21 protein-coding genes and 1 tRNA gene are annotated in these 20,300 nt (G+C 40.0%); 18 read left to right on the top strand and 4 right to left on the bottom strand.

The window, feature by feature from the left end; translation table 11 throughout:
• Positions 1 to 252: 252 nt before the first annotated feature.
• The 4 genes from BUB11_RS08315 to BUB11_RS08305 all read left to right on the top strand — a co-directional run bounded on the left by BUB11_RS08315 (position 253) and on the right by BUB11_RS08305 (position 2,753).
• The gene (locus tag BUB11_RS08315; RefSeq protein WP_073029294.1) at positions 253 to 603 is read left to right on the top strand and encodes a recombinase; all 351 of its coding nucleotides are present in this window, start codon (positions 253 to 255) and stop codon (positions 601 to 603) included.
• A gap of 208 nt (positions 604 to 811) precedes the next feature.
• The gene (locus BUB11_RS08310; protein ID WP_073029293.1) at positions 812 to 1,294 is read left to right on the top strand and encodes a hypothetical protein; all 483 of its coding nucleotides are present in this window, start codon (positions 812 to 814) and stop codon (positions 1,292 to 1,294) included.
• A gap of 419 nt (positions 1,295 to 1,713) precedes the next feature.
• A complete protein-coding gene (locus BUB11_RS27760) occupies positions 1,714 to 1,860 on the top strand; it encodes a hypothetical protein (RefSeq protein WP_200797889.1) in 147 nt (48 codons plus the stop codon).
• Between the two features lie 11 nt (positions 1,861 to 1,871).
• Positions 1,872 to 2,753, top strand: coding sequence for a DUF1858 domain-containing protein (locus BUB11_RS08305; protein WP_073029292.1), 882 nt, complete (start codon positions 1,872 to 1,874; stop codon positions 2,751 to 2,753).
• A gap of 76 nt (positions 2,754 to 2,829) precedes the next feature.
• Here BUB11_RS08305 and BUB11_RS08300 read toward each other — a convergent pair whose 3' ends face one another.
• Positions 2,830 to 3,018 (bottom strand): ferredoxin, encoded by a 189-nt coding sequence (locus tag BUB11_RS08300; RefSeq protein ID WP_073029291.1) that lies wholly within the window; start codon positions 3,016 to 3,018, stop codon positions 2,830 to 2,832.
• A gap of 436 nt (positions 3,019 to 3,454) precedes the next feature.
• Between BUB11_RS08300 and spo0A the strand changes: the two genes are divergently transcribed.
• From spo0A to BUB11_RS08265, 7 genes are all read left to right on the top strand, one after another.
• Positions 3,455 to 4,255 carry a sporulation transcription factor Spo0A gene (gene spo0A / locus BUB11_RS08295; protein WP_073029290.1) on the top strand — a complete coding sequence of 267 codons (801 nt, stop codon included), beginning with the start codon at positions 3,455 to 3,457 and terminating at the stop codon, positions 4,253 to 4,255.
• A 221-nt stretch (positions 4,256 to 4,476) separates the two neighbouring features.
• A complete protein-coding gene (locus tag BUB11_RS08290; protein ID WP_073029289.1) occupies positions 4,477 to 5,160 on the top strand; it encodes a dTMP kinase in 684 nt (227 codons plus the stop codon).
• A 12-nt stretch (positions 5,161 to 5,172) separates the two neighbouring features.
• On the top strand, positions 5,173 to 6,819 hold the full coding sequence (locus BUB11_RS08285; protein ID WP_073029288.1) for an ABC transporter substrate-binding protein: 1,647 nt from the start codon (positions 5,173 to 5,175) through the stop codon (positions 6,817 to 6,819).
• 104 nt (positions 6,820 to 6,923) lie between these two features.
• Complete coding sequence (locus BUB11_RS08280; protein WP_073029287.1) at positions 6,924 to 7,856, top strand: ABC transporter permease; 933 nt, start codon at positions 6,924 to 6,926, stop codon at positions 7,854 to 7,856.
• A 19-nt stretch (positions 7,857 to 7,875) separates the two neighbouring features.
• Positions 7,876 to 8,775: a nickel transporter permease gene (nikC, locus tag BUB11_RS08275; RefSeq protein WP_073029286.1), complete on the top strand. Its 900-nt coding sequence runs from the start codon at positions 7,876 to 7,878 to the stop codon at positions 8,773 to 8,775.
• Complete coding sequence (locus tag BUB11_RS08270) at positions 8,775 to 9,770, top strand: ABC transporter ATP-binding protein (protein ID WP_073029285.1); 996 nt, start codon at positions 8,775 to 8,777, stop codon at positions 9,768 to 9,770. Before nikC ends, BUB11_RS08270 begins: the two co-directional genes overlap by 1 nt.
• Positions 9,763 to 10,749 carry an ABC transporter ATP-binding protein gene (locus tag BUB11_RS08265; protein WP_073029284.1) on the top strand — a complete coding sequence of 329 codons (987 nt, stop codon included), beginning with the start codon at positions 9,763 to 9,765 and terminating at the stop codon, positions 10,747 to 10,749. Before BUB11_RS08270 ends, BUB11_RS08265 begins: the two co-directional genes overlap by 8 nt.
• Positions 10,750 to 10,830: 81 nt before the next feature.
• Here the strand turns inward: BUB11_RS08265 and BUB11_RS08260 are convergent.
• Positions 10,831 to 10,906: transfer RNA gene (locus tag BUB11_RS08260), tRNA-Arg, on the bottom strand.
• A gap of 194 nt (positions 10,907 to 11,100) precedes the next feature.
• Between BUB11_RS08260 and BUB11_RS08255 the strand changes: the two genes are divergently transcribed.
• The gene (locus BUB11_RS08255; protein WP_073029283.1) at positions 11,101 to 11,967 is read left to right on the top strand and encodes a YitT family protein; all 867 of its coding nucleotides are present in this window, start codon (positions 11,101 to 11,103) and stop codon (positions 11,965 to 11,967) included.
• A 200-nt stretch (positions 11,968 to 12,167) separates the two neighbouring features.
• A complete protein-coding gene (locus BUB11_RS08250; protein WP_242947493.1) occupies positions 12,168 to 13,079 on the top strand; it encodes a tetratricopeptide repeat protein in 912 nt (303 codons plus the stop codon).
• A 12-nt stretch (positions 13,080 to 13,091) separates the two neighbouring features.
• Here BUB11_RS08250 and BUB11_RS08245 read toward each other — a convergent pair whose 3' ends face one another.
• Positions 13,092 to 13,880, bottom strand: coding sequence for a polysaccharide deacetylase family protein (locus tag BUB11_RS08245; protein ID WP_073029281.1), 789 nt, complete (start codon positions 13,878 to 13,880; stop codon positions 13,092 to 13,094).
• Between the two features lie 253 nt (positions 13,881 to 14,133).
• A complete protein-coding gene (locus BUB11_RS08240; protein WP_373887413.1) occupies positions 14,134 to 14,394 on the bottom strand; it encodes a hypothetical protein in 261 nt (86 codons plus the stop codon).
• 254 nt (positions 14,395 to 14,648) lie between these two features.
• Between BUB11_RS08240 and BUB11_RS08235 the strand changes: the two genes are divergently transcribed.
• The 5 genes from BUB11_RS08235 to yhbH all read left to right on the top strand — a co-directional run bounded on the left by BUB11_RS08235 (position 14,649) and on the right by yhbH (position 20,263).
• Entirely contained in the window at positions 14,649 to 15,911 is a 1,263-nt protein-coding gene (locus BUB11_RS08235) for a tetratricopeptide repeat protein (RefSeq protein ID WP_073029279.1), read from the top strand.
• Positions 15,912 to 16,011: 100 nt separating this feature from the next.
• A complete protein-coding gene (locus tag BUB11_RS08230) occupies positions 16,012 to 16,542 on the top strand; it encodes a hypothetical protein (protein ID WP_073029278.1) in 531 nt (176 codons plus the stop codon).
• Positions 16,542 to 17,075 (top strand): cob(I)yrinic acid a,c-diamide adenosyltransferase, encoded by a 534-nt coding sequence (gene cobO / locus BUB11_RS08225; RefSeq protein ID WP_073029277.1) that lies wholly within the window; start codon positions 16,542 to 16,544, stop codon positions 17,073 to 17,075. Before BUB11_RS08230 ends, cobO begins: the two co-directional genes overlap by 1 nt.
• A 131-nt stretch (positions 17,076 to 17,206) precedes the next feature.
• Positions 17,207 to 19,108, top strand: coding sequence for a PrkA family serine protein kinase (locus tag BUB11_RS08220; RefSeq protein ID WP_073029276.1), 1,902 nt, complete (start codon positions 17,207 to 17,209; stop codon positions 19,106 to 19,108).
• Positions 19,109 to 19,126: 18 nt separating this feature from the next.
• Complete coding sequence (gene yhbH, locus BUB11_RS08215) at positions 19,127 to 20,263, top strand: sporulation protein YhbH (protein WP_073029275.1); 1,137 nt, start codon at positions 19,127 to 19,129, stop codon at positions 20,261 to 20,263.
• Positions 20,264 to 20,300: the final 37 nt, after the last annotated feature.

The following is a 20,300-nucleotide window of genomic DNA, read 5'->3' as shown; positions in this document are numbered from 1 at the left end:
CGTGTCACACTGCGTCTTGGGCTTTGGGGTCTTGGAACGGGGTGACACGAGCTGGTGGGAAGGCACATTTCATGTGCACCTTCCGGCATGGGTCTTGGTGTTTATGACCCGTATCAGGAAATAACAAGCTAAAAATAACGAATCTCTCATGAGCAGAGAAGGTATTTACCTTCTCTGCTCTTTTTTTCACCCTTGTAATCCTTCAGGCATATAGTATGGCACGGGAACTGAATGTTTAGGGGGGACATATTAATGGAAAATCAACAAGTAAGTTGGAATAGCGTGGGATTACGTATGGTGCAAGGCTTAACGACAACGATTGATGCAGTTCGTCAACTAGATGTTCAGGAAGCTTCTTTAGTCATGAGGTTGTTAGGAAAGAGTTGTACCCGCATGATTAAAGAGGGTGTAGGGCATCAATTTGGAATTGCCTTGATAGAAACCAGTGCCCAATTAGCTATGAAAGAGAAGTTAGTTTTGGAAGACGTCCTAAAAGTTATAACCGGTATTATTGGACGGCTTTATTTTACAGCAAATACTGAGGAGGAGCGTTTACTTGTTGCTCAACTCGAAGAGGCAGTAAAGAATTACCAATCCGTTTAGAAGGTCATTCCCCGTTTTGTCTGCATACATTACCACTGAGTAATGGATATTAAAAGGAATGCAAAGGAGGAAGGAGACTATGCGAATTTATTATGTTCGGTTACCGGAGTTCGTGCTTAATGTATTAAGAAAAGTTTTTGGCTAAAGTGGTCTGAAATTTGCTTTTCCCTCCTAGAATATATAGTAGAGACAAGCAAGGAGGGAAATTATGCGTCAAAGTCGTTATGTATGGTTAATTGGGATATCACTCTTATGTCTAATTACTATAGTCATCTTGAAAACACCTCAAGCAGTGATATCGACTCTAGCGGATCCACAATATGGGAATTCTCAAAGGACAACAATTCAACAATTCTGGAAGTATATGGATTTTCGCCAAATTGACTTAGCTCGTGATCTGCTAAGCTTACCAAAGGGTTCTGCGGATGAAAGTGAGTTTAAGGTTTGGGAGATCCTAATGAACAAGGATCCAATGTTGTCATTACAAAAAGTGGAGTTTATGAATCCTGATTTGGACGGTTCGCAGGATATCATTGTGCGTGTTTCATGGACATCGTCTTTAGAAAAAGTTCAGCAGGCAACATTTTCCATGAGTCTGGCTAAAACTGAAAAGGGTTGGCAAATTCAAGGAATTAAGCGAATCAACGATCTCTCGTATATTGGGGGGGATCAAGATGGAGGGTCAGTTTAGACCTTACACCAGTATGAGTTCAAGTACTCAAATGAGTAAAGCGCCTTTACGCTTATATGTGGGTATTGTCTACTTAGCTATTGGGTTAATTTTATATCTGTTTGCCAACTGAACTTTTGACTTAGAAGGAAATGGTTTGAAACACGGTGTACCTCATTGGGTAAATCGTGTTTCTTGCATTATAAGTTTGAGATAGATGAATTCATAACGAAAACTAAGTTGAGGTATTAGGTAGAACATCGATCAGATTAAAGAATAAGTACAAGTTATTGCATAGTTTATCGAATAATGGTTTAAACTGAGGCTGAAATAGGTTTACTTTGGAGCGTGCTTAAATACACTCAGAAATGTGTTTTAGGTCACACTTAAAACGATGGCTAGCATGTTAATCTATGATCATGAAGAAGGAGGTTATTTCAATGGCAGACATTAAAAAAGAGGCTCCTGAGATGGAGTGCGATCATTGTGGTACTACAAGCGAATTAGCTCCTATGTTGACTTATGCTCATCAAGGTGAAGAAAAACATGTATGTACGCGTTGTTTGCCAATGCTCATTCATGGTTAGGAGTTGAGTAGATGCACTTTACACTAGATATGAAATTAAAAGACATAATGTCCTCCAATCCAAAAACAGCAGAAGCAATGCAGGAATTAGGATTACACTGTCTGGGGTGTGCTTTTTCAGTCAATGAAACCCTGGCCAATGCAGCACAAATGCATAATTTAGATCCTAATGTCTTGTTGGAAAAAGTAAATTCTGTGGAACAAGGCGAGATGTCGGCGGAGGCTGCTGCAAAAGCTCAACCTGCGGGAGGAATTTTGCAAATGGATAAGAAAACTTATTCAATTGCTCCTCATATACCGGCAGGTGTTGTGACTCCGGAAATCCTGCGTAAGATAGCTGATGTCTCTGAAAAATATCATGCCCAAGCAATTAAGGTGACTTCTGCTCAGCGTATTGCTATCGTTGGACTAAACCCCGAGGATGTCCCTAAAATCTGGGATGAACTTGGCATGGACCCTGGACATGCTGTAGGATTATGTGTGCGAAGTGTAAAAGTTTGCCCAGGCGATACTTTTTGTAAAAGAGGTCTGCAAGAAACGCTATCTCTAGGTATGGAAATTGACAAACGTTATCATGGTATGCAATTACCCTCTAAATTTAAGATCGGGGTTGCCGGTTGTCCCAATAAATGTACTGACTCTGCTTCAGTCGATTTAGGATTGATGGGTACTAGCAAAGGATATCATTTGTATGTAGGCGGAAATGGCGGAGTTAAGCCAAGACCGGGTAATATCCTTTTGGAAAATGTGCAGAGGGAGCAAGTATTGTCGGTCATGGATGCGGTCATTTCGTATTATAAAGAAAATGCCAAGCCTCAAGAACGGATTGGTCGTCTCATTGACCGAATCGGAATAGATGGACTGCGTGAATTTGCGGAGCAAACAAAACATTAAGACAGTTTAAACGCGGATGCATTGCCATCCGCGTTTAAACTGTCTTAACCTCTTAATCTACATTCGGTCTATTTAATTATTCGACATGTATAGCATCTGTCGGACAGCCGTCAGCAGCATCTTTGGCGGCTGACTCAACTTCACTTGGAACAGGATTAGTATAGGCTACGGCTAATCCGTCATCTTCCATCTTAAAAACCTCAGGGCAAAATTCCGGGCAAGCTCCACAACCAATGCAAGTATCCTTATCGACTGCAGCTATCATAATATTATCCTCCTTAACCTTCTTGAGTATCATTCGCCCATAGTATATCCACAAATAACAATAAACTTAACATGAAATGCACTTTATTTTTTAATGTTTCTTTGTAATTCATGTATTTAATTAAAGAAAATCTCTATTATACCCAGCAGTTTGATAAATCTCGATTGTGTTAGTATTAATTCGCTAATCTTATGTCAGGTTATAATTTCAATGGAAAATAGTGGAAGATTTTGCGATAAATAAAAATACCATAAATAACCAAATAAGCGCTTTGAAGTTAGGCCTCATCTCACTTTTAAGCGGAAATTAGTGTTGACTTATTATTTGCGATTTCGACATCAACCATAGCGTATAATAAAAGCACCGGAGAGATGCAAACGCAAATTAAGACTCTAATGCTGGACCGGAATACATTTAAGGCGGGATGATTTTAAGAATGAGTAAGAAAATAAAAATAATTGTTGCCGATGATAATCGTAATTTATGTCAAATGCTACAAAACTATCTCCAAGGCCAAGAAGATTTAATCGTTGTTGGAGTTGCAAATAATGGTTTAGAAGCGTGGGAACTTATTCAAAGTCAGGAACCGGACTTAATCATTCTTGATTTAGTAATGCCTAATTTGGATGGATTAGGTGTATTAGAAAGAATCAACTCGCGTACAACTATAAATCGACCTAAAATAATCATGTTAACAGCCTTTGGACAGGAATCACTTACTCATCAAGCAATGATGCTGGGTGTCGACTATTTTATACTTAAACCGTTTGATTTAGATATTCTCAGTAAACGTATTCGATCTTTAACTCAGGACATACCTTCATCCCAGCCTAACCATAATTCTTCTGCTTCACCAATTGTTGTTTCAACCGTTGGAAGCGGGTTGAACTTGTGTGTGGAAGTGACGACGATGATGCATCAAATTGGGATTCCAGCTCATGTAAAAGGATACCAATATATTAGAGACGCAATTCTGATGGTGGTTGAAGATGTTTCATTGCTAGGTGCGGTAACCAAAGAGCTATACCCAAGTATTGCCAAGAAATTCGATACTGCTCCCAGCAGAGTAGAACGTGGTATTCGCCACGCGATAGAGTTGGCATGGGAACGTGGACATACTGATACCTTGAAGAGAATTTTCGGATATTCAATGAACATAGAGCGACAAAAGCCCACTAACTCAGAATTTATTGCTTTGTTAGCTGACAAGTTGAGAGTTATGAGCAAGGTTAGCTAGAAATAGAAAAGCTTGAATAATTCAATTATAAAAGCATCTCCTTTTACCTTTAGGGCAAAAGAGAGGTGCTTTTGATTTTGTAATTAAATCTTACAATTAACTATTAAAGTGTTGTTGAAATGCGATTTTATTGATAGACTAATCATTAAAGTAACGCTAATACTTTAATACAAACTTTATTTTTTCAGTAGATATAAAGCATAAAGAAGGAGCCGGTTTTTTTGAAGGGAAAACTCATAGTCATAGAAGCAGGAGATGGCAGTGGCAAGGCGACACAAACAAAATTATTGTTTGATAAACTATCCCTGAATAATTATAACGTTAAGCATGTAGAATTTCCTGATTACCAGAGCGAGTCCTCTGCTCTTATCAAAATGTATTTGAATGGGGAATTTGGCAATAATCCGAACGATGTCAATCCCTATGCAGCGTCCACTTTCTATGCTACAGATAGATATGCTTCCTATAAAAAAAAGTGGGGAGACTTCTATCAGAGTGGCGGCATCATTTTAGCCGACAGGTACACCACATCCAATATGGTTCATCAGGCGGCTAAAATAATCAACCCTGACGAACGGGACGAATATCTCAATTGGTTATGGGACTTGGAGTTCGTAAAGTTCAAACTTCCAGTACCTGATTGCGTGGTTTTCCTCGATATGCATCCACAATACAGTCAGATCCTAATAAACAACAGATCTAACAAATTTGGCGACGGTGAGAAGGACATACATGAGAGGAATTATGATTACTTAGTTCACTCATATAACAATGCAACTCAGATCAGGGTATCTTTTGGCTGGGAAATGGTAAATTGCGTACATAATGGCCAGTTGCGAAGTAAGGAAGATATTCACAGGGACATTTATGAAATTGTAACAAAAGTCATCCATGGCGAAGGTTAAGGAGGAAAAAGGATGCTAAAGGGTAAAGGACGTTGGTATTTGGTTATTGCTGTTTTGTTATCAGTAACTTTAATCCTGTCTGGATGTGGACCGAATGCTGCACTGACAAATGGGGATAAAACAAGCGGTGCAACTCCTGTTGATGGTGGAACATTTCGTTTTGGGATGATTTCAAGTCCTTCCGCTCTGGAACCGGCCTTTTTAGAAGAAATTAATGGCATTCAAATTGGCAAAGAACTCTATGACGGACTTGTAAAATACGATCCTTCCTCTTTAGAAGTAATGCCCGCTATAGCGGAAAAATGGGATTATTCTGCGGATAAGAAAGTTATTAAATTTCATATACGCCATGACGTTAAATTTCATGATGGAACTTCATTAAAAGCTCAGGATGTTTTAGAGGTCTGGAATCGTTTAGCTGCCAAAGACACACTTTCCCCCGTTGCCTTCCCACTTGAACCTATTGTTGGATTCGCTGAAGTGAATAGTGGAGAAGCTAAGACAATTTCAGGACTAAAAAAGATTGATGACTATACGATTGAAGTGACTTTAAGAGAAAAGAATGCAGCTTTTCTCACCTCTTTAGGGCACCCGGCAGTAAGTATTTATAAGATAGAGTCTGCGCTAAAGGCGGGTAAAGATTTTGGTACGCCTGTCGCCACTCCCGAAACTTTAATTGGAACAGGAGCCTTCAAATTTGTAAAATGGAATTCCGATCAAGACGTAACAATAGAGAAGTTTGATGATTATTATGGAACCAAGGCTCATGTCGATAGAGTCGTCTATAAAATTTTTAATGATGAATCGACGGCTTTGAATGAGTTTCGTGCTGGAAACTTGGATTATGTGGACATGTTGCCTCCAGGTCAAAGAAATTCTATTAGCAAGGAATTTCCTGATCAAACCATTAATCAAACTACTTTAACCACACAGTTTATCGGATTTAACCTGACTAAGGCGCCGTTTAAGGATAATGTTAACTTACGCAAAGCAATTGCCTATGCTCTTGATCCCCAGAGTATTATTGATACTGTACTCGAGGGAAACTCAACTCTGTCCAACGGACCATTGCCTTCAACAATGCCAGGTTATGATAAAGACTTAAAAGCACCAAAATTTGACCCTGCTAAAGCTAAAGAATATTTAGCTTTAGCAGGGTACCCTCATGGTAAAGGCCTCGCACCGATCCAATATGCCTACAACTTTAATCAAGAAAATCAAAAAATTGCAGAAGCTTTCCAAGGCCAATTGAAAGAGGTTGGAATTCAAATCGAGTTAAGAAACATGGAATGGGGCTCCTACGTTAAAGCTATGCAGTCAGGCGAAAATCAAATGTTCCGCGTCAACTGGGTTGCGGATTATCCGGATCCAGCAAATTTTCTCAACATTCTTTATTCCAAATCCCAATGGGGGATGAATAATGTTATTTTTTATTCTAACCCAGTGGTTGAAAGTCTACTGGCTCAAGGCATAGAGGAAACTGACACAACCAAACGTATGGATATCTACAAAAAGATCCAAGAATTAGTCGTAGAAGATCAACCTGCCGTTTGGACATTTAACCCTAATTATCTGCGTTTGTTAGGAAAGAAAGTTCATGACCTGACCATTAGTGCTTTAGACCATAAAGATATGCGTACAGTCTGGTTATCAAAGTAACTTGGTTCAATTAATATTGGAGTTTATGCTTACTGATGCATAAACTCCAATTTAATGTACGACAATTCGAGTAAATTGTTTAACTTTTAGGAGGAAGCTAATTTGTGATACGTTTTATCATTCGGCGTATTTTTCAATTGATACCTGTTCTCTTAGGGATATCAATGTTGACGTTTGGGATGATGTCTTTGGTCCCTGGAGATCCGGTAGCATTAATGTTAGGACAACATATTTCTCATCAAACCATGGATAGTGTTCGCCAGGAATTGGGATTAGATCTGCCCTTTTTAAATCGTTATCTAAATTACCTTTGGAATGCCCTGCATGGAGATTTTGGTCGATCCTACATACAACATCAAGAGGTTTCCCAGATGCTCTTAGATAAAATCCCTGTTACCTTTCGTTTAGCAGTGGCAGCCTCAGCAATTGCGATAACATTTGGTGTACTTATTGGAGTATTGTCCGCAGTTAGGCAATACAGTTTTTGGGATACTTTTACTACCTTTTTTACGTTAATAGGTCTCTCGTTGCCAACTTTCTGGTTGGGGATGGTCTTGCAATTGGTATTTGGCGTTATTTTCCGTATATTGCCGATCAGTGGTTCTGGTGGTGAAGGGTTTCATCTTCAATACTATATCTTGCCCGGATTTGCACTAGGTTTTGCTTCAATGGCAATGTATGCCGGGCTGACTCGCTCTAGCATGTTAGAAGTTTTAGGTGAGGATTATATTCGTACTGCACGTGCTAAAGGTCTATCTAAACAGGTCGTTGTTTTCAAACATGGAATGAAAAATGCTCTTATTCCTGTGTCTACTCATGCAGGCATGGATTTTGCGAGCTTAATGGGTGGCACAATTTTAATTGAGACAATTTTTTCGCTTCCTGGAATTGGTTACATGCTTTTTAATGCCATCTCCAGAAGAGATTATCCTGTTGTCCAAGGGGTTACGCTCTTTCTAGCCCTCGTTTTTGTGGTTGTAAACTTGCTTGTAGATATTTCCTATGCATTTTTAAATCCGCAGATTCGATATGATTAACGGCTAAGGAGGTAAGAAAATGTCAACTAATTCAGATGCCGATAAAACTTTGGAATTATATGAGACATCCTCGCTTTTCTTGGAAATATGGGATCGCCTGAAAAGAAATAAGCGTGCGATATTAGGCCTTTTCCTGGTTATTTTCTTGATACTGGTTGCCTTATTTGCCAATGTTATTGCCCCCTATGATCCTGTGCAGATTGCTTTGAAAGATTCACTAAAAGAACCCAACTTGGCTCACTTAATGGGTACAGATGTTCTTGGGCGGGATATTTTTAGCAGAATTATCTACGGAGCTAGGGCGTCCTTAATCGTCGGAGTGGTGGCTACAAGTATTTCCTTAGTCATAGGGGTCATCATTGGTGCTTTTTCTGGTTATTATGGGGGATGGCTTGATTCACTAATGATGAGAATTACGGATATTTTCTCAGCATTTCCATTTTTCCTTTTGGCAATTGCAATCATGACTTTTTTAGGACCTAGCTTGCTTAATATCTTCTTTGCCTTAGGTATAGTGGGATGGACAAATTATGCGCGACTTATCCGTGGACAAGTTATCTTGGTTAAGGAAAGTAAATATATAGAAGCAGCTCGCTCTATCGGGGCAAAAGACAGACGAATTATACTAAGACATATCCTTCCCAACGCTTTAGCACCAGTGATTGTATACACTGCCCTGAATATCGGAGGAGTTATTTTAGCTGAGGCAGGATTGAGCTTCTTAGGCCTTGGAGTTCGGCCTCCTGCTCCGAGTTGGGGATCGATGCTGGCAGAAGGCAAAGACTTCATCTTTAATGCTTCGTGGCTGGTTGTTTGGCCCGGCGTTGCCATTTTTTTAACTGTACTAGGTTACAATTTATTAGGTGAGGGGTTGCGTAATGCTCTGGATCCGCGCTTGAACCTTAGGAGGATAAAGTAATGGATCAAGAATTGTTACTCCGTGTTAAAGAGCTTAGAACTCATTTTTACACGGATGCGGGGGTTATAAAGGCTGCAGAAGGCGTGAATCTTGAGATTCGAATAGGAGAGACTCTTGGAGTTGTAGGTGAATCGGGTTCAGGAAAAAGTGTTGCGGCCATGTCTATTATGCGTCTGATTCCTATGCCTCCAGGAAAAATCGTAAGTGGAGAAGTAATGTTTGATGGCAAAGATTTGCTCAAGGCTTCGGAGGATGACTTAATGAGGATCCGTGGCAATGATATTGCTATGATTTTTCAGGACCCTATGACATCCTTAAATCCAGTACTTACTGTTGGAGAGCAAATAATGGAAGCTATTATGCTTCATCTGAAAGCAGGACGTACGGAGGCGAAAAAAAAGGCTGTCGAAATGTTAAAAAGGGTTGGTATTCCTGAAGCTGAAGTACGCATAGACAATTATCCGCATCAATTTAGTGGTGGTATGCGACAACGTGTTATGATCGCTATGGCTCTATCCTGTAATCCAAAACTTCTTATTGCTGACGAGCCAACAACAGCGCTCGATGTAACTATTCAGGCTCAGATTTTAGATTTGATGAATGACTTGAAAAGGGAATCTGGTACAGCAATTATGTTGATTACCCACGATTTAGGGATTGTCGCAGAATTGTGCCAAAGAGTGTTAGTAATGTATGCTGGAAATACGGTCGAATACACTGATGTTGTTTCTTTGTTTACCAAGCCTATGCATCCGTATACATGGGGATTGCTAAGATCGTTGCCAAAACTTGATGTGTGGGCAAAACAACGTCTGGAACCTATTCAAGGGCACCCCCCTGATCTGCGCAATTTACCGCAAGGGTGTAATTTTGCACAGCGATGTAATCATAAAAAGCCCATTTGTGAACAACAAAAACCGACCTGGCTCGAGATTGAACCAGGGCATTTCGTAAGTTGCTTTTTATATGAAGAAGAGGGTAAACGACATGATTGAAACTAAGAAAACAACTGAAACCCTGTTAAAGGTTGAGAATCTAAAGAAATATTTTCCTATCAAGAAGGGAATAGCAGTTCAGCGGTATGTAGGTGATCTTAAAGCAGTTGACGGGGTTTCTTTCGAAATTCGTCGCGGGGAAACACTAGGATTAGTTGGAGAAAGCGGATGTGGCAAATCCACAATTGGGCGGGTAATCTTAAGATTACTGGAACCAAGCAAAGGAAAGGTTATTTTTGAGGGGAAGGTTCTGAATGAGCTTTCCCATGAAGAAATGCGCCAGATGCGTAGTCAGATGCAAATGATTTTCCAAGATTCATATGCTTCTTTGAATCCTCGCATGAGAGTGGGGGATATCATTGCAGAACCTATTTTGATTCAGGGAGTTTCGAGTCGTGCCGAGCGTGAGAAACGTGTTTGTAAGATCTTGGATGTTGTAGGTTTAAGTCCGTATCACGGAGCACGTTATCCACATGAATTTTCAGGAGGACAACGACAGCGGATCGGAATCGCTAGAGCTTTAGCTCTTAACCCAAAGTTGATTATCTGCGACGAACCAGTATCCGCACTAGATTTGTCGATTCAAGCACAGTTGATTAACTTACTTGAAGATTTACAAAAAGAATATCATTTGACGTATTTATTTATTGCACATGACCTATCAGTAGTTAAACATATTAGTGACCGCGTTGCGGTTATGTATTTGGGTAAGATTGCTGAACTTGCAAATTCAGAGGAACTCTATAAAAATCCTCAACATCCTTATACAATCGCTTTATTATCAGCTATTCCTGTTCCAGATCCGACCGTTAAAAAAGATCGCATAATTCTTAAAGGAGATGTTCCCAGCCCAGTTAATCCACCCTCGGGCTGTCGATTTCATACACGTTGCCCAAAGGTACAAAGTATTTGCAAAGAGCAGGATCCAAATTTTAGAGATATTGGAAATGATCATTTTGTTGCTTGTCATCTTGTTTAAGATAACTGAGCGATGGGCTGTAATATGAATGAATAATATTTACAGCAAAAGCCACAACAATAGTTGTGGCTAATTTTATCATGGTGCGCCCGGCGGGATTTGAACCTGCGACCTCCGGCTTCGGAAACCGTCACTCTATCCACTGAGCTACGAGCGCTTATAAGAGGCACTTCAATACTTTATCCAATTATAAGTATTTTGTCAAGCTAAATAGCAGGATCCATTGAATGCGATATTCTCTTTATGATATAGTAAAAGCTAAGTTAGCTTTAGATTTGTTTCTTAAAAGACTCTACTGTATAATTTAAAAGATAACAATGCACTGTTACAGGTGAAGAACGGGGGTTCCTATTGCTGAGACGTTTTCGTGACTATTTTACATGGTATTTATTTAAGCACTTTTTTGGAATCGTAATTGGTTCAACCATTGTAAGCGTAAGTATCAATACATTAATTATTCCCAATGAAATAGCTGATGGCGGAGTCACAGGGATCTCGATAATTCTGCATTACTTATTTGGTTGGCCAGTTAGTTGGGCTGTTCTCCTTTTAAATCTGCCACTTTTTTTTCTCGGACTGCGTATGGTGGGAAGAGATTTTTTAGTGTTCAGTATTGTAGGTGTGGGAGTTCTCTCAGCGACGCTTTCTCTGACTACACATCTGCCAGCCTTAACCAATGATACCTTGTTGGCCGCGATATCTGGCGGAGTTCTTACTGGAATCGGAATGGGTCTTATTTTCCGATCCAGAGGATCGCTTGGCGGAACTGACATATTAGCAGTATTGCTTACTAGAACTACCTCTTTTAGTGTTGGACAAATCTTACTTGGAATTGATGCAGTTATCTTTCTGGGCGCAGCCATTTTGTTTGGCCCAGAAATGGCTATGTATGCCATGATTTATATGTTTATTGCTACACGGGTTGTGGATCTTGTTCAAGAGGGCTTAAGTGTATCTAAGTCAGTTTTGGTGGTAACTGCTCAGCCTCAGAGAATTGCTGAGGAGATCATCGATAAACTTGAGCGAGGGGTAACGCTTTTTCAAGCTATCGGCGCTTTCTCAGGTGAAGCTAAGCAAGTTGTTTATTGCGTTATTAACCGTTCAGAATTGTCTCAAATAAAGGAAATTGTTCGTGATCAGGATCCTCAGGCTTTTGTAGCTATTTCCGAAGTGCCTGAAGTTGTAGGGGAAGGTTTTTCTTCGTGGAAGGGACACTGAGAAGCGATTTAAAGTTTTTTTTATATAAAATAGTGTTTGAGGATAGAGATCTGCTCTTGAATCATTTAAGGGCACATTGAAACGAGGGATTGGGATTGTTTAGTCAGCGAAAAAGAGGTCAGAGAAGTCGCTGGAAGACAGTATTCTTACTTTTCTTGGTTAGTGTTTTTATGTTCACTGTGGGGCCTTTCGTTTGGCGTATGCAACAACTAAAACACGCAAAAAGCGTTTATGATGTTCAGAAGGTTCAAGAGGAACTGCATTGGATAGAGAAGAATGCAGCCTTGTTAAAAAATCTGGAAATCGTCAAAGATACTAACCTTTGGTTGGCGCTTAATGTGGGAAGTAAGGGCTTAGACGAATCCAAGTTGGCGTCATATCAAGACAGAAAACATCAATTTTGGTTGTACCTGTTTTATTTGCAAGAGGGAAAATTAAGCTCAGCTCAGAACGTGTTGGCTAAGATGAGTGACAGCAGTCTTATATCACTGGGGAAAGGTTTGATGTCCATCTCAAAGGGGGATGCTCAGCAATCACAACGTTTACTGACCGATACTAATATGGACTGGAAGACATTATCGATTGATGAGCAGACCCTTAGGCATTTAACCTTAGCGCAAGCAGCCATAATTGGGGGAGATCTTCACACTGCACAAACAGAGCTCAAAGCAGCTCAACAGTTAAATCCGTATAATCCTGCGTGCCTGTCTATGGCATTTAATGTCGCAATAGAAGAAGAGCAATGGTCGAAAGCTCTTGAGCTTAGTCAATTAATCGATGCTCAAACATGGCGCCCTGCTAATACTTTATTTGAGACTAAAAAAGCTATCCTAGCTATTTACCAAGGCGACAAATTGAGTCTGTCTAATATCCTGGCCTCTCTAAAAGAGCTGCCCCATGGGGATGCTTACATAACCTATGTGAATGGAATTCGCGTTTTGGAAGAAGGGAAGTTAGAAGAGGGTAAGGATTTACTGGAACGGTCAATAAAAGATGGACTTGAGGGTCAATTAAATGTTGATGCCCAAAAAGCCCTTAACCAAATCAATGAGCGACTAAAAGCGGATAAAAGTCTTCGCGCCGCTGTGGCTGAAACCAATGAACAATGGTAGTTAGGCGGGCAGTTACTTAGCGGGGAGAGCCTCTTCTTTCAAATTACTTTCAGGTGGCCAGGTACTGCTTGCTTGAGATAATAACTTTCCTACAGGAAGTAAAGTATTCCCCTTGCTTTTAAGGCTCTGAATCACGGTAGGTAAGGCTTCAATCGTATCAGGAGCAGAGTCGGAGGCGTGAAATAGAATTATATCTCCAGGTTTAGCTCCTGTTCCTGGACGGGGGCCATTAAGCACATTGTTAACGACGGCACTTGGGCCGGGACGCTTCCAGTCAAGAGAATCAACACTCCATTGAATCACACGATATCCCAGTTCATCGGCTGTAGCAATAACCTTATTATTATAGGCTCCATTAGGGGTGCGAATCAGTCGTATTTTTTGACCTGTTATTTTTTCAAGGACTTGCTGGGCACTGGTAATCTCTTTTCCTATTTCTTCTGCCCCTAAAGTGTTGAGATCAATATGACGGTTTCCATGCGAACCGATTTCATGCCCTTCAGTGATCATTCTGCGCACTAATTCTTGATGCTTTTCAGCCCAGGGACTGGAAAGGAAAAACGTTGCTTGAGTTTCTTCTTTCTTAAGAATGTCTAGTATGGGTTCCGCCGTCTTCTCTCCCCAACTAATGTCGAAGGTTAGACCAATAGCTTTGGTGTTAACGTTGACTGAGTAGATCGGTTTTAATTTTCCGGAGAAAACAGATGTAACATTTTCACGGTAAGCAAGCATGACGAATAAAAGAATTCCCCAGAGAGCAACATTTCGCCATGAGGGACGTTTGAAAATAATAATTCGCATTTGGCACTCCTCCTTCGACTAAAAGATATTCATTGAATAGCAAGATCATGAGAAGTAAAACAAAAAAACGCCTGTAAAGGCGTTTTAAAACTGCTAGTCAGACTTGTATTCCGCTATGCGGCTTCATTGATGAATGGAAAATTATTTTTCCAGAGCAGAAAGTATCGAGTATAACTAAGGTTAAAGCTGGAGTCTTGAAAGCTCAGCGTTAGCCAATTTTGTATATTTACGTTAGAGAAAAATCCAGTATGTTCTAGCGTTGAATAAATCGCTTACCTGACTGGATCAAATCTACTCTGAACAATAATTTAAGGAAAATATGAAGGACTACGAATGAAACCGCTATAAAAACAAGAATACGTACTACGAAAAATGTTACTGCAAATACCAAGGAAAACACTTTACTTAAGACCAAGGCTGAGACATATAGTCCCAGAATGAGAATCACCAATTTGAGGGCAACCATCCAATAATTTGAAGACTGTGCAGGACGATAAGTATTCAAGCCAAACACTCCCTTCTGAGCTTAAGATTATCATATTTCGACTTTTATGTCTAGATTACAAGCTAGTTCACCCTAAAGTTATTTCTTATACAAGGTCATCTCAACTGTCACAATTCTTGCCATCATGTCACATTCCATAGCTGCCGTTCACTGCTCAAACATTTGTTTGGACCTTGGATTTCACATATTTAAAACTTATATCTTTATAATATGCCCAATAAATCCCCTCGTGCATATGATGGAACAGACACGGAGGGATTTATATGTACGATGCTGACTTATACATCTGGCGAAACCTTATGGAAGATGGAACACAGTGTCTTGGAGATGAGCAATATCTTAAAGCAGAAAAATATTATATTCAGGGCTTATTAAAGGCCTACGAATTAACCGTCCCAGAAATTGTGGCCTTTACACTGCGACTTCTAGCGACGGTCAGAGTGCGCCTGGGGAATTTGGAGTTTGCTGAAGAAGGGTTTAAAGAAGCTTTACGCATTTGCCAAGAGATTCAGAATGCTAAAGGAATGGCTGAAGCCTGGGCTGGTTTGGCAAGTATCTCAGTTAAAAAGAGAATGCTTCCGAAAGCGGTTGAAGAGTACGAACAAGCAATAGCAGTTTACCCTAAATCATCCCCCCAACTTAGGCTTGGAATGCTTTATGCTGACATGGGTCAAGTTTATACTGCTCTTGAAAAATGGACTAGTGCCAAGAACTCATATGCAAAGGCAGTAGAACTTTGTCGCTTGCATGGTTTCCCAAAAGGGGAGGCAGAGTTGGATGTTCTTTCCGGAGAATTGTGCTTTAGACTTGGGCAGAAAACTGAAGCTCTAGGAAATTTAAAGCATGCCTGTCAACTATTTGCCCAACTGCAGGATATGGTCGCTTTATCGACGACACTTCAATATTTGGCTTTACTTTACTTTGACCAAAATGAAATGCGTTTAGCTCTTGAAAGTCAACAAAGAGCAGTTAGTCTCTGTCTAAAGTTTGACACCAAGGAGGTTTTCAGTGAAAGCTGTTATTTTCTTAGCAAAATTGAACAAAACTTAGAGGATTACCAAGAAGCAAGATATTATCTTGAATTATCGGTTCATTTTTATCCTGAGCAAACTATAGACCTTGCTATACGCTATCAAAATTTAGGAAGCTTACTGTTTCTTTCAATGGATTTTACGAAATCTGAAATATACTATTTAAAGGCACTAAATCTCTTTGAATTGTATCACGATGACCAGCGCAAAGCTGAAGTTTATGAAGCATTGGCTCTCCTAAAAGGGTTGCGTGAGCAAAAGGAAGGTCCGCTAAACACCCAAGATAAGCCGGAAGATAGATCTAAAATCCATGGGGAGTTTACCTTGGAGGCCTTAATACATTTAGCAGAGTTTTATGAAAAACGCCATAATGATCGCGATGCCTTGGAATGCTACTGGAAGGCTTTGAAAAGGGGACGTGATGCTGAGGTGGCTACGGATTGGATAGAATACAGGGTGCAACAGGTTTCAAAACGTCTTCGCAAGAAGAAGTAATTTCCAAAATTTTATAAAACTAGCTTTATTAATTATCGGAATTCAGTTAGAATAACAATATAGAAGTTGCTTCTAAAAGGAGACGGGGGGGATAATCGACATGCGAGAGGAAGATTCGATACTTCTCGAGTGCTTGGAAGATGTGTATCACACCTTTGAAAAGGCCTTAAAGAAGGCTAATCAGGTTCGTTCGATTCATGTCCAGAAATTTGAGCAACTCCTTGTTGAGATAAGAAGCGAGCGAAGGATTTTTGAAGATATTTCTATTCCAGCTCGACTTATCGTTGAGCAACTCTTAGAATCTCAATTTAGAGTTGGACAGGTTGCGATAGAAGCAGAACGGCTTAAGCAAACGTTTGCTAGTGTAGCCTATGTGAAGGTTGAGGAATTTGGTAAAATATGTATAAAGATAGGGGAACTAGAGGTCTCTTGGCGAGATGGGAACTACTCATATTATCTGTATCCTGACAAAGTAGAGCTAAGAGCAACTGATGAGAAGTCATCAATTAAGTTGTTTTTTTCCATAGCTTTTAATCGTCAATCAGTGGAGCGGTTTCCAGAAATCCTTATTTCTCCTAATGTTGTTTATATCCATCCACAACTCGAAAAATGGATACGGAAGGTGCAATAATGTCAAATCTTTCTCAAGGATTGGTCCAAATTTATACTGGGAATGGCAAAGGGAAAACAACAGCAGCATTTGGCTTGGCGTTACGGGCTGTTGGCCATGGTTTTCGGGTTTTCATTATTCAATTCATGAAAGGAAACGATGGCTACGGTGAGTTAGATGGTATAAAACGTTTGAGTCCTGAATGTCAACTTGAACATTATGGGGGAGCAGGATGGGTTCACAAGGGAGAAAATCTCGAAGAAAACATCGTTGAAGCGAAAAAAGCTTTCTCTAGAGCGCAAGAAATTGTCTTCTCAGGGAATTGGGATATTGTCATTCTGGATGAGATTCTTAATGCAATTTGGTTTGAACTGCTTCCAGAAAGTGAAGTTATGGAGCTGTTGACCAAGAAACCGTCTCATGTAGAATTGATCTTGACTGGTCGAAATGCTTCAGAGGGCATGATTGAAAAAGCGGATTTAGTAACAGAAATGGTGGACAAGAAACATCCCTATGAAAAAGGCATTATGTCACGTCAAGGAATTGAATTTTAAAAACATCTCTTAGGAGGTGTTTTTTTCATGATCATACACAAATGATTTCAATGACTTATCTTCTTCGACGGGGCATATACTTAAGTATTATCCCGACAAGTCTTGCTGTTGTTAGAGAAGGGAGGGCTACTATGGAAGTCATTAAATGGTTGCGAGAATATCGCGAAGTAGAGGCTGCGCTGGCTTGGAGTGGCACTTTTGCTGATTATTTGCAAATGGTTACTAAAAACTCTAAATTGGCACTGCATGCCCATGCTCGAATCTATGAGATGATCAAAGCGGCCGGAGTTGAAACAATTGGGGATTCGAAAAAGTACAGTTTTTTTGACAAAGAGCTTTTTGGGTTGGATAAGACTTTGGAGAGGCTGATTGAAGAGTATTTTCATAGTGCAGCCAAGCGGTTAGATGTCCGCAAACGGATCTTACTTTTAATGGGACCAGTAAGTGGCGGGAAATCAACAATTGTCAGCCTATTGAAAAGAGGACTTGAAGACTATACAAGAACTGAGGAAGGAGCAGTTTATGCCATTGATGGATGTCCTATGCATGAAGATCCCCTGCATTTGTTGCCAGTATCTTTACGTCAACAATTTGAAGATACTTACGGGATTCGTATCGAAGGGAATTTATGCCCCGTATGTCGCTTGCGGTTGGATGAGGAGTTTGTCGGTGAAACAGAACGCTTTCCAGTAAAAAGAATATTATTTTCAGAAGAGCAACGGGTTGGAGTTGGAACGTTTACCCCATCAGATCCTAAGTCTCAAGATATCGCAGACTTAACTGGTAGTATTGACTTTTCTTCTATCACGGAATATGGATCAGAATCCGATCCTCGCGCTTATCGTTTCGATGGAGAGCTGAATAAGGCAAACAGAGGCTTGATGGAATTCCAAGAAATGCTCAAATCAGATGAAAAGTTTCTCTGGAATCTTTTAAGTCTCTCTCAGGAAGGAAATTTTAAAGCGGGGCGCTTTGCTTTAATTTCAGCAGATGAGTTGGTTATCGCACATACGAACGAAAATGAATATCGGGCTTTTATTGGGAATAAGAAGAATGAAGCTCTGCAATCTAGAATTATTGTTATGCATATTCCTTACAATCTGCGAGTTAGTGATGAAGTTAAGATTTATGAAAAATTAATAAGTCAAAGCGATATTAGAAATGTGCACCTGGCTCCGCACAGTCTTTGGGCAACCTCTGTCTTTAGTGTACTTTCACGTCTAAAGCCTTCGAAAAAGCAAGGCATGGATCTGGTGAAGAAGTTGCGTATTTATGACGGAGAAGATGTGGAAGGATTTAATCAAAAGGATATTAAAGAATTAACTATGGAGGGAGAAGAACTGGGCGAAGGCATGAGTGGCGTTGATCCGCGTTATGTTATCAACCGAATTTCGACAGCCTTAATTCGAGATGAGCATAAATGCATAAATGCACTAGATATCTTAAGAGCTTTAAAAGACGGTTTATCTCAGCATACATCGATCATGAAGGAGGAAAAAGAGAATCTTCTAAATCTGATTTCTGTTGCGAGACGGGAATATGACGAAATGGCTAAGAAAGAAGTACAGAAGGCATTCGTCTATGCTTACGAAGAATCTGCGAAGTCACTCTTAAATAATTATTTGGATAATGTAGAAGCATACTGTAATTCTACAAAAATTTATGACTCAATAACCAGTGAAGAATTAGCTCCTGACGAACAACTTATGCGAAGCATTGAAGAACAAATTGGGGTTTCGGAAAATGCTAAGAAAACCTTCCGAGAAGAAATCCTGATTCGAATTTCAATGTATGCTCGAAAAGGAAAAACCTTCGGATATGAATCGCATGAACGTTTAAAAGAAGCGATTGAGAAAAAATTGTTTGCAGATCTTAAGGATATTGTCAAGATCACAACCTCTGTCGCTCATCCTGATCAGGAGCAATTGAGAAGAATCAACAATGTTATGGATCGACTTGTCAAAGAGCATGGATACTGCCCAATCTGTGCCAACGAGATAGTGAAGTATGTAGGGGCCCTCCTTAACCGATAGAGAGGACAGGGATTTAGTATGGCGGATGACATCATCGTAAGCCGTGATGACTGGACTTTGCATCGCAAAGGACATCTTGACCAATCAAGGCATAAGGAAAAGGTTGAAGAAGTCATTAAGCAACAAATGGGGGACTTAATTGTTGATGAAAGCATCATCTTAACGGATGGTAAAAAAAGTACAAAGATTCCCATGCGCTCTCTTGAAGAATTTCGCTTTCGGTATGATTTTAATAAGCAAAATCATACCGGACAAGGGAACAAAAAAATGGCTCCCGGCGATATTATTGGACGGGAACAGCCTGGGAAAGGCAAAGGTAAAGGAAGCGGAGCAGGTGAAGAACCTGGCCAAGATATTTATGAAGCAGAAGTTACGTATGAGGATCTGGCAAGCATTCTTTTTGAAGAATTAAAGTTACCTAATTTGGATGATAAAAAGAGACCTCTTATTGCTCATGATCGTCCCGAATTCAATGATGTACGGAAGAAAGGGTTAATGGCTAATGTGGATAAGAAACGTACATTGCTCGAAAGTATCAAAAGACAGGCCTTTTCGAAGAAGCTAAATAAGGAGGCTAAACTAAAAATATCTCCGGAAGACTTGCGTTTTAAGACTTGGGAGACTCGACCTAATTTTGAGACTAACGCGGTTATCTTGGCGATGATGGATACATCAGGCTCAATGGGTCAATTTGAAAAGTATATTTCCAGAACCTTCTTTTTCTGGATGGTGCGTTTTCTGCGTTTAAAATATGAAAACGTAGAAATGCGTTTCCTGGCACACCATACTGAGGCAAAAGAAGTTACAGAGGAGGAATTTTTTACACGTGGAGAAAGTGGAGGTACTCGTTGTTCATCGGTTTATAAATATGCTTTAGATATCATTGAAAAGGATTATCCCCCAGCTCATTACAATATTTATCCTGTTCATTTTACGGATGGCGATAATATTGGGTCGGATAATTCCAGGGCATTGGCTCTAATGAAAAACCTAGTCGAAGTGAGCCAAATTGTTGGTTACGGAGAAATCTTAAGAACACATTACTCCAGTACATTAATGTCAACGTTAAAGCGCATAGCCGATCCAAGGTTGCGTTTGGTAACCATAAGGGATCGCAATGAAGTATACGATGCACTCAAAACAGTTTTCTCCTAAAAGTGAAAGAACGTGATTGAATAGGAGTATGTAAGGG

This window comes from Desulfosporosinus lacus DSM 15449 (genome assembly GCF_900129935.1).
Classification (GTDB): Bacteria; Bacillota; Desulfitobacteriia; order Desulfitobacteriales; family Desulfitobacteriaceae; genus Desulfosporosinus; species Desulfosporosinus lacus.
This window is presented reverse-complemented; position numbering and strand designations above follow the sequence as displayed.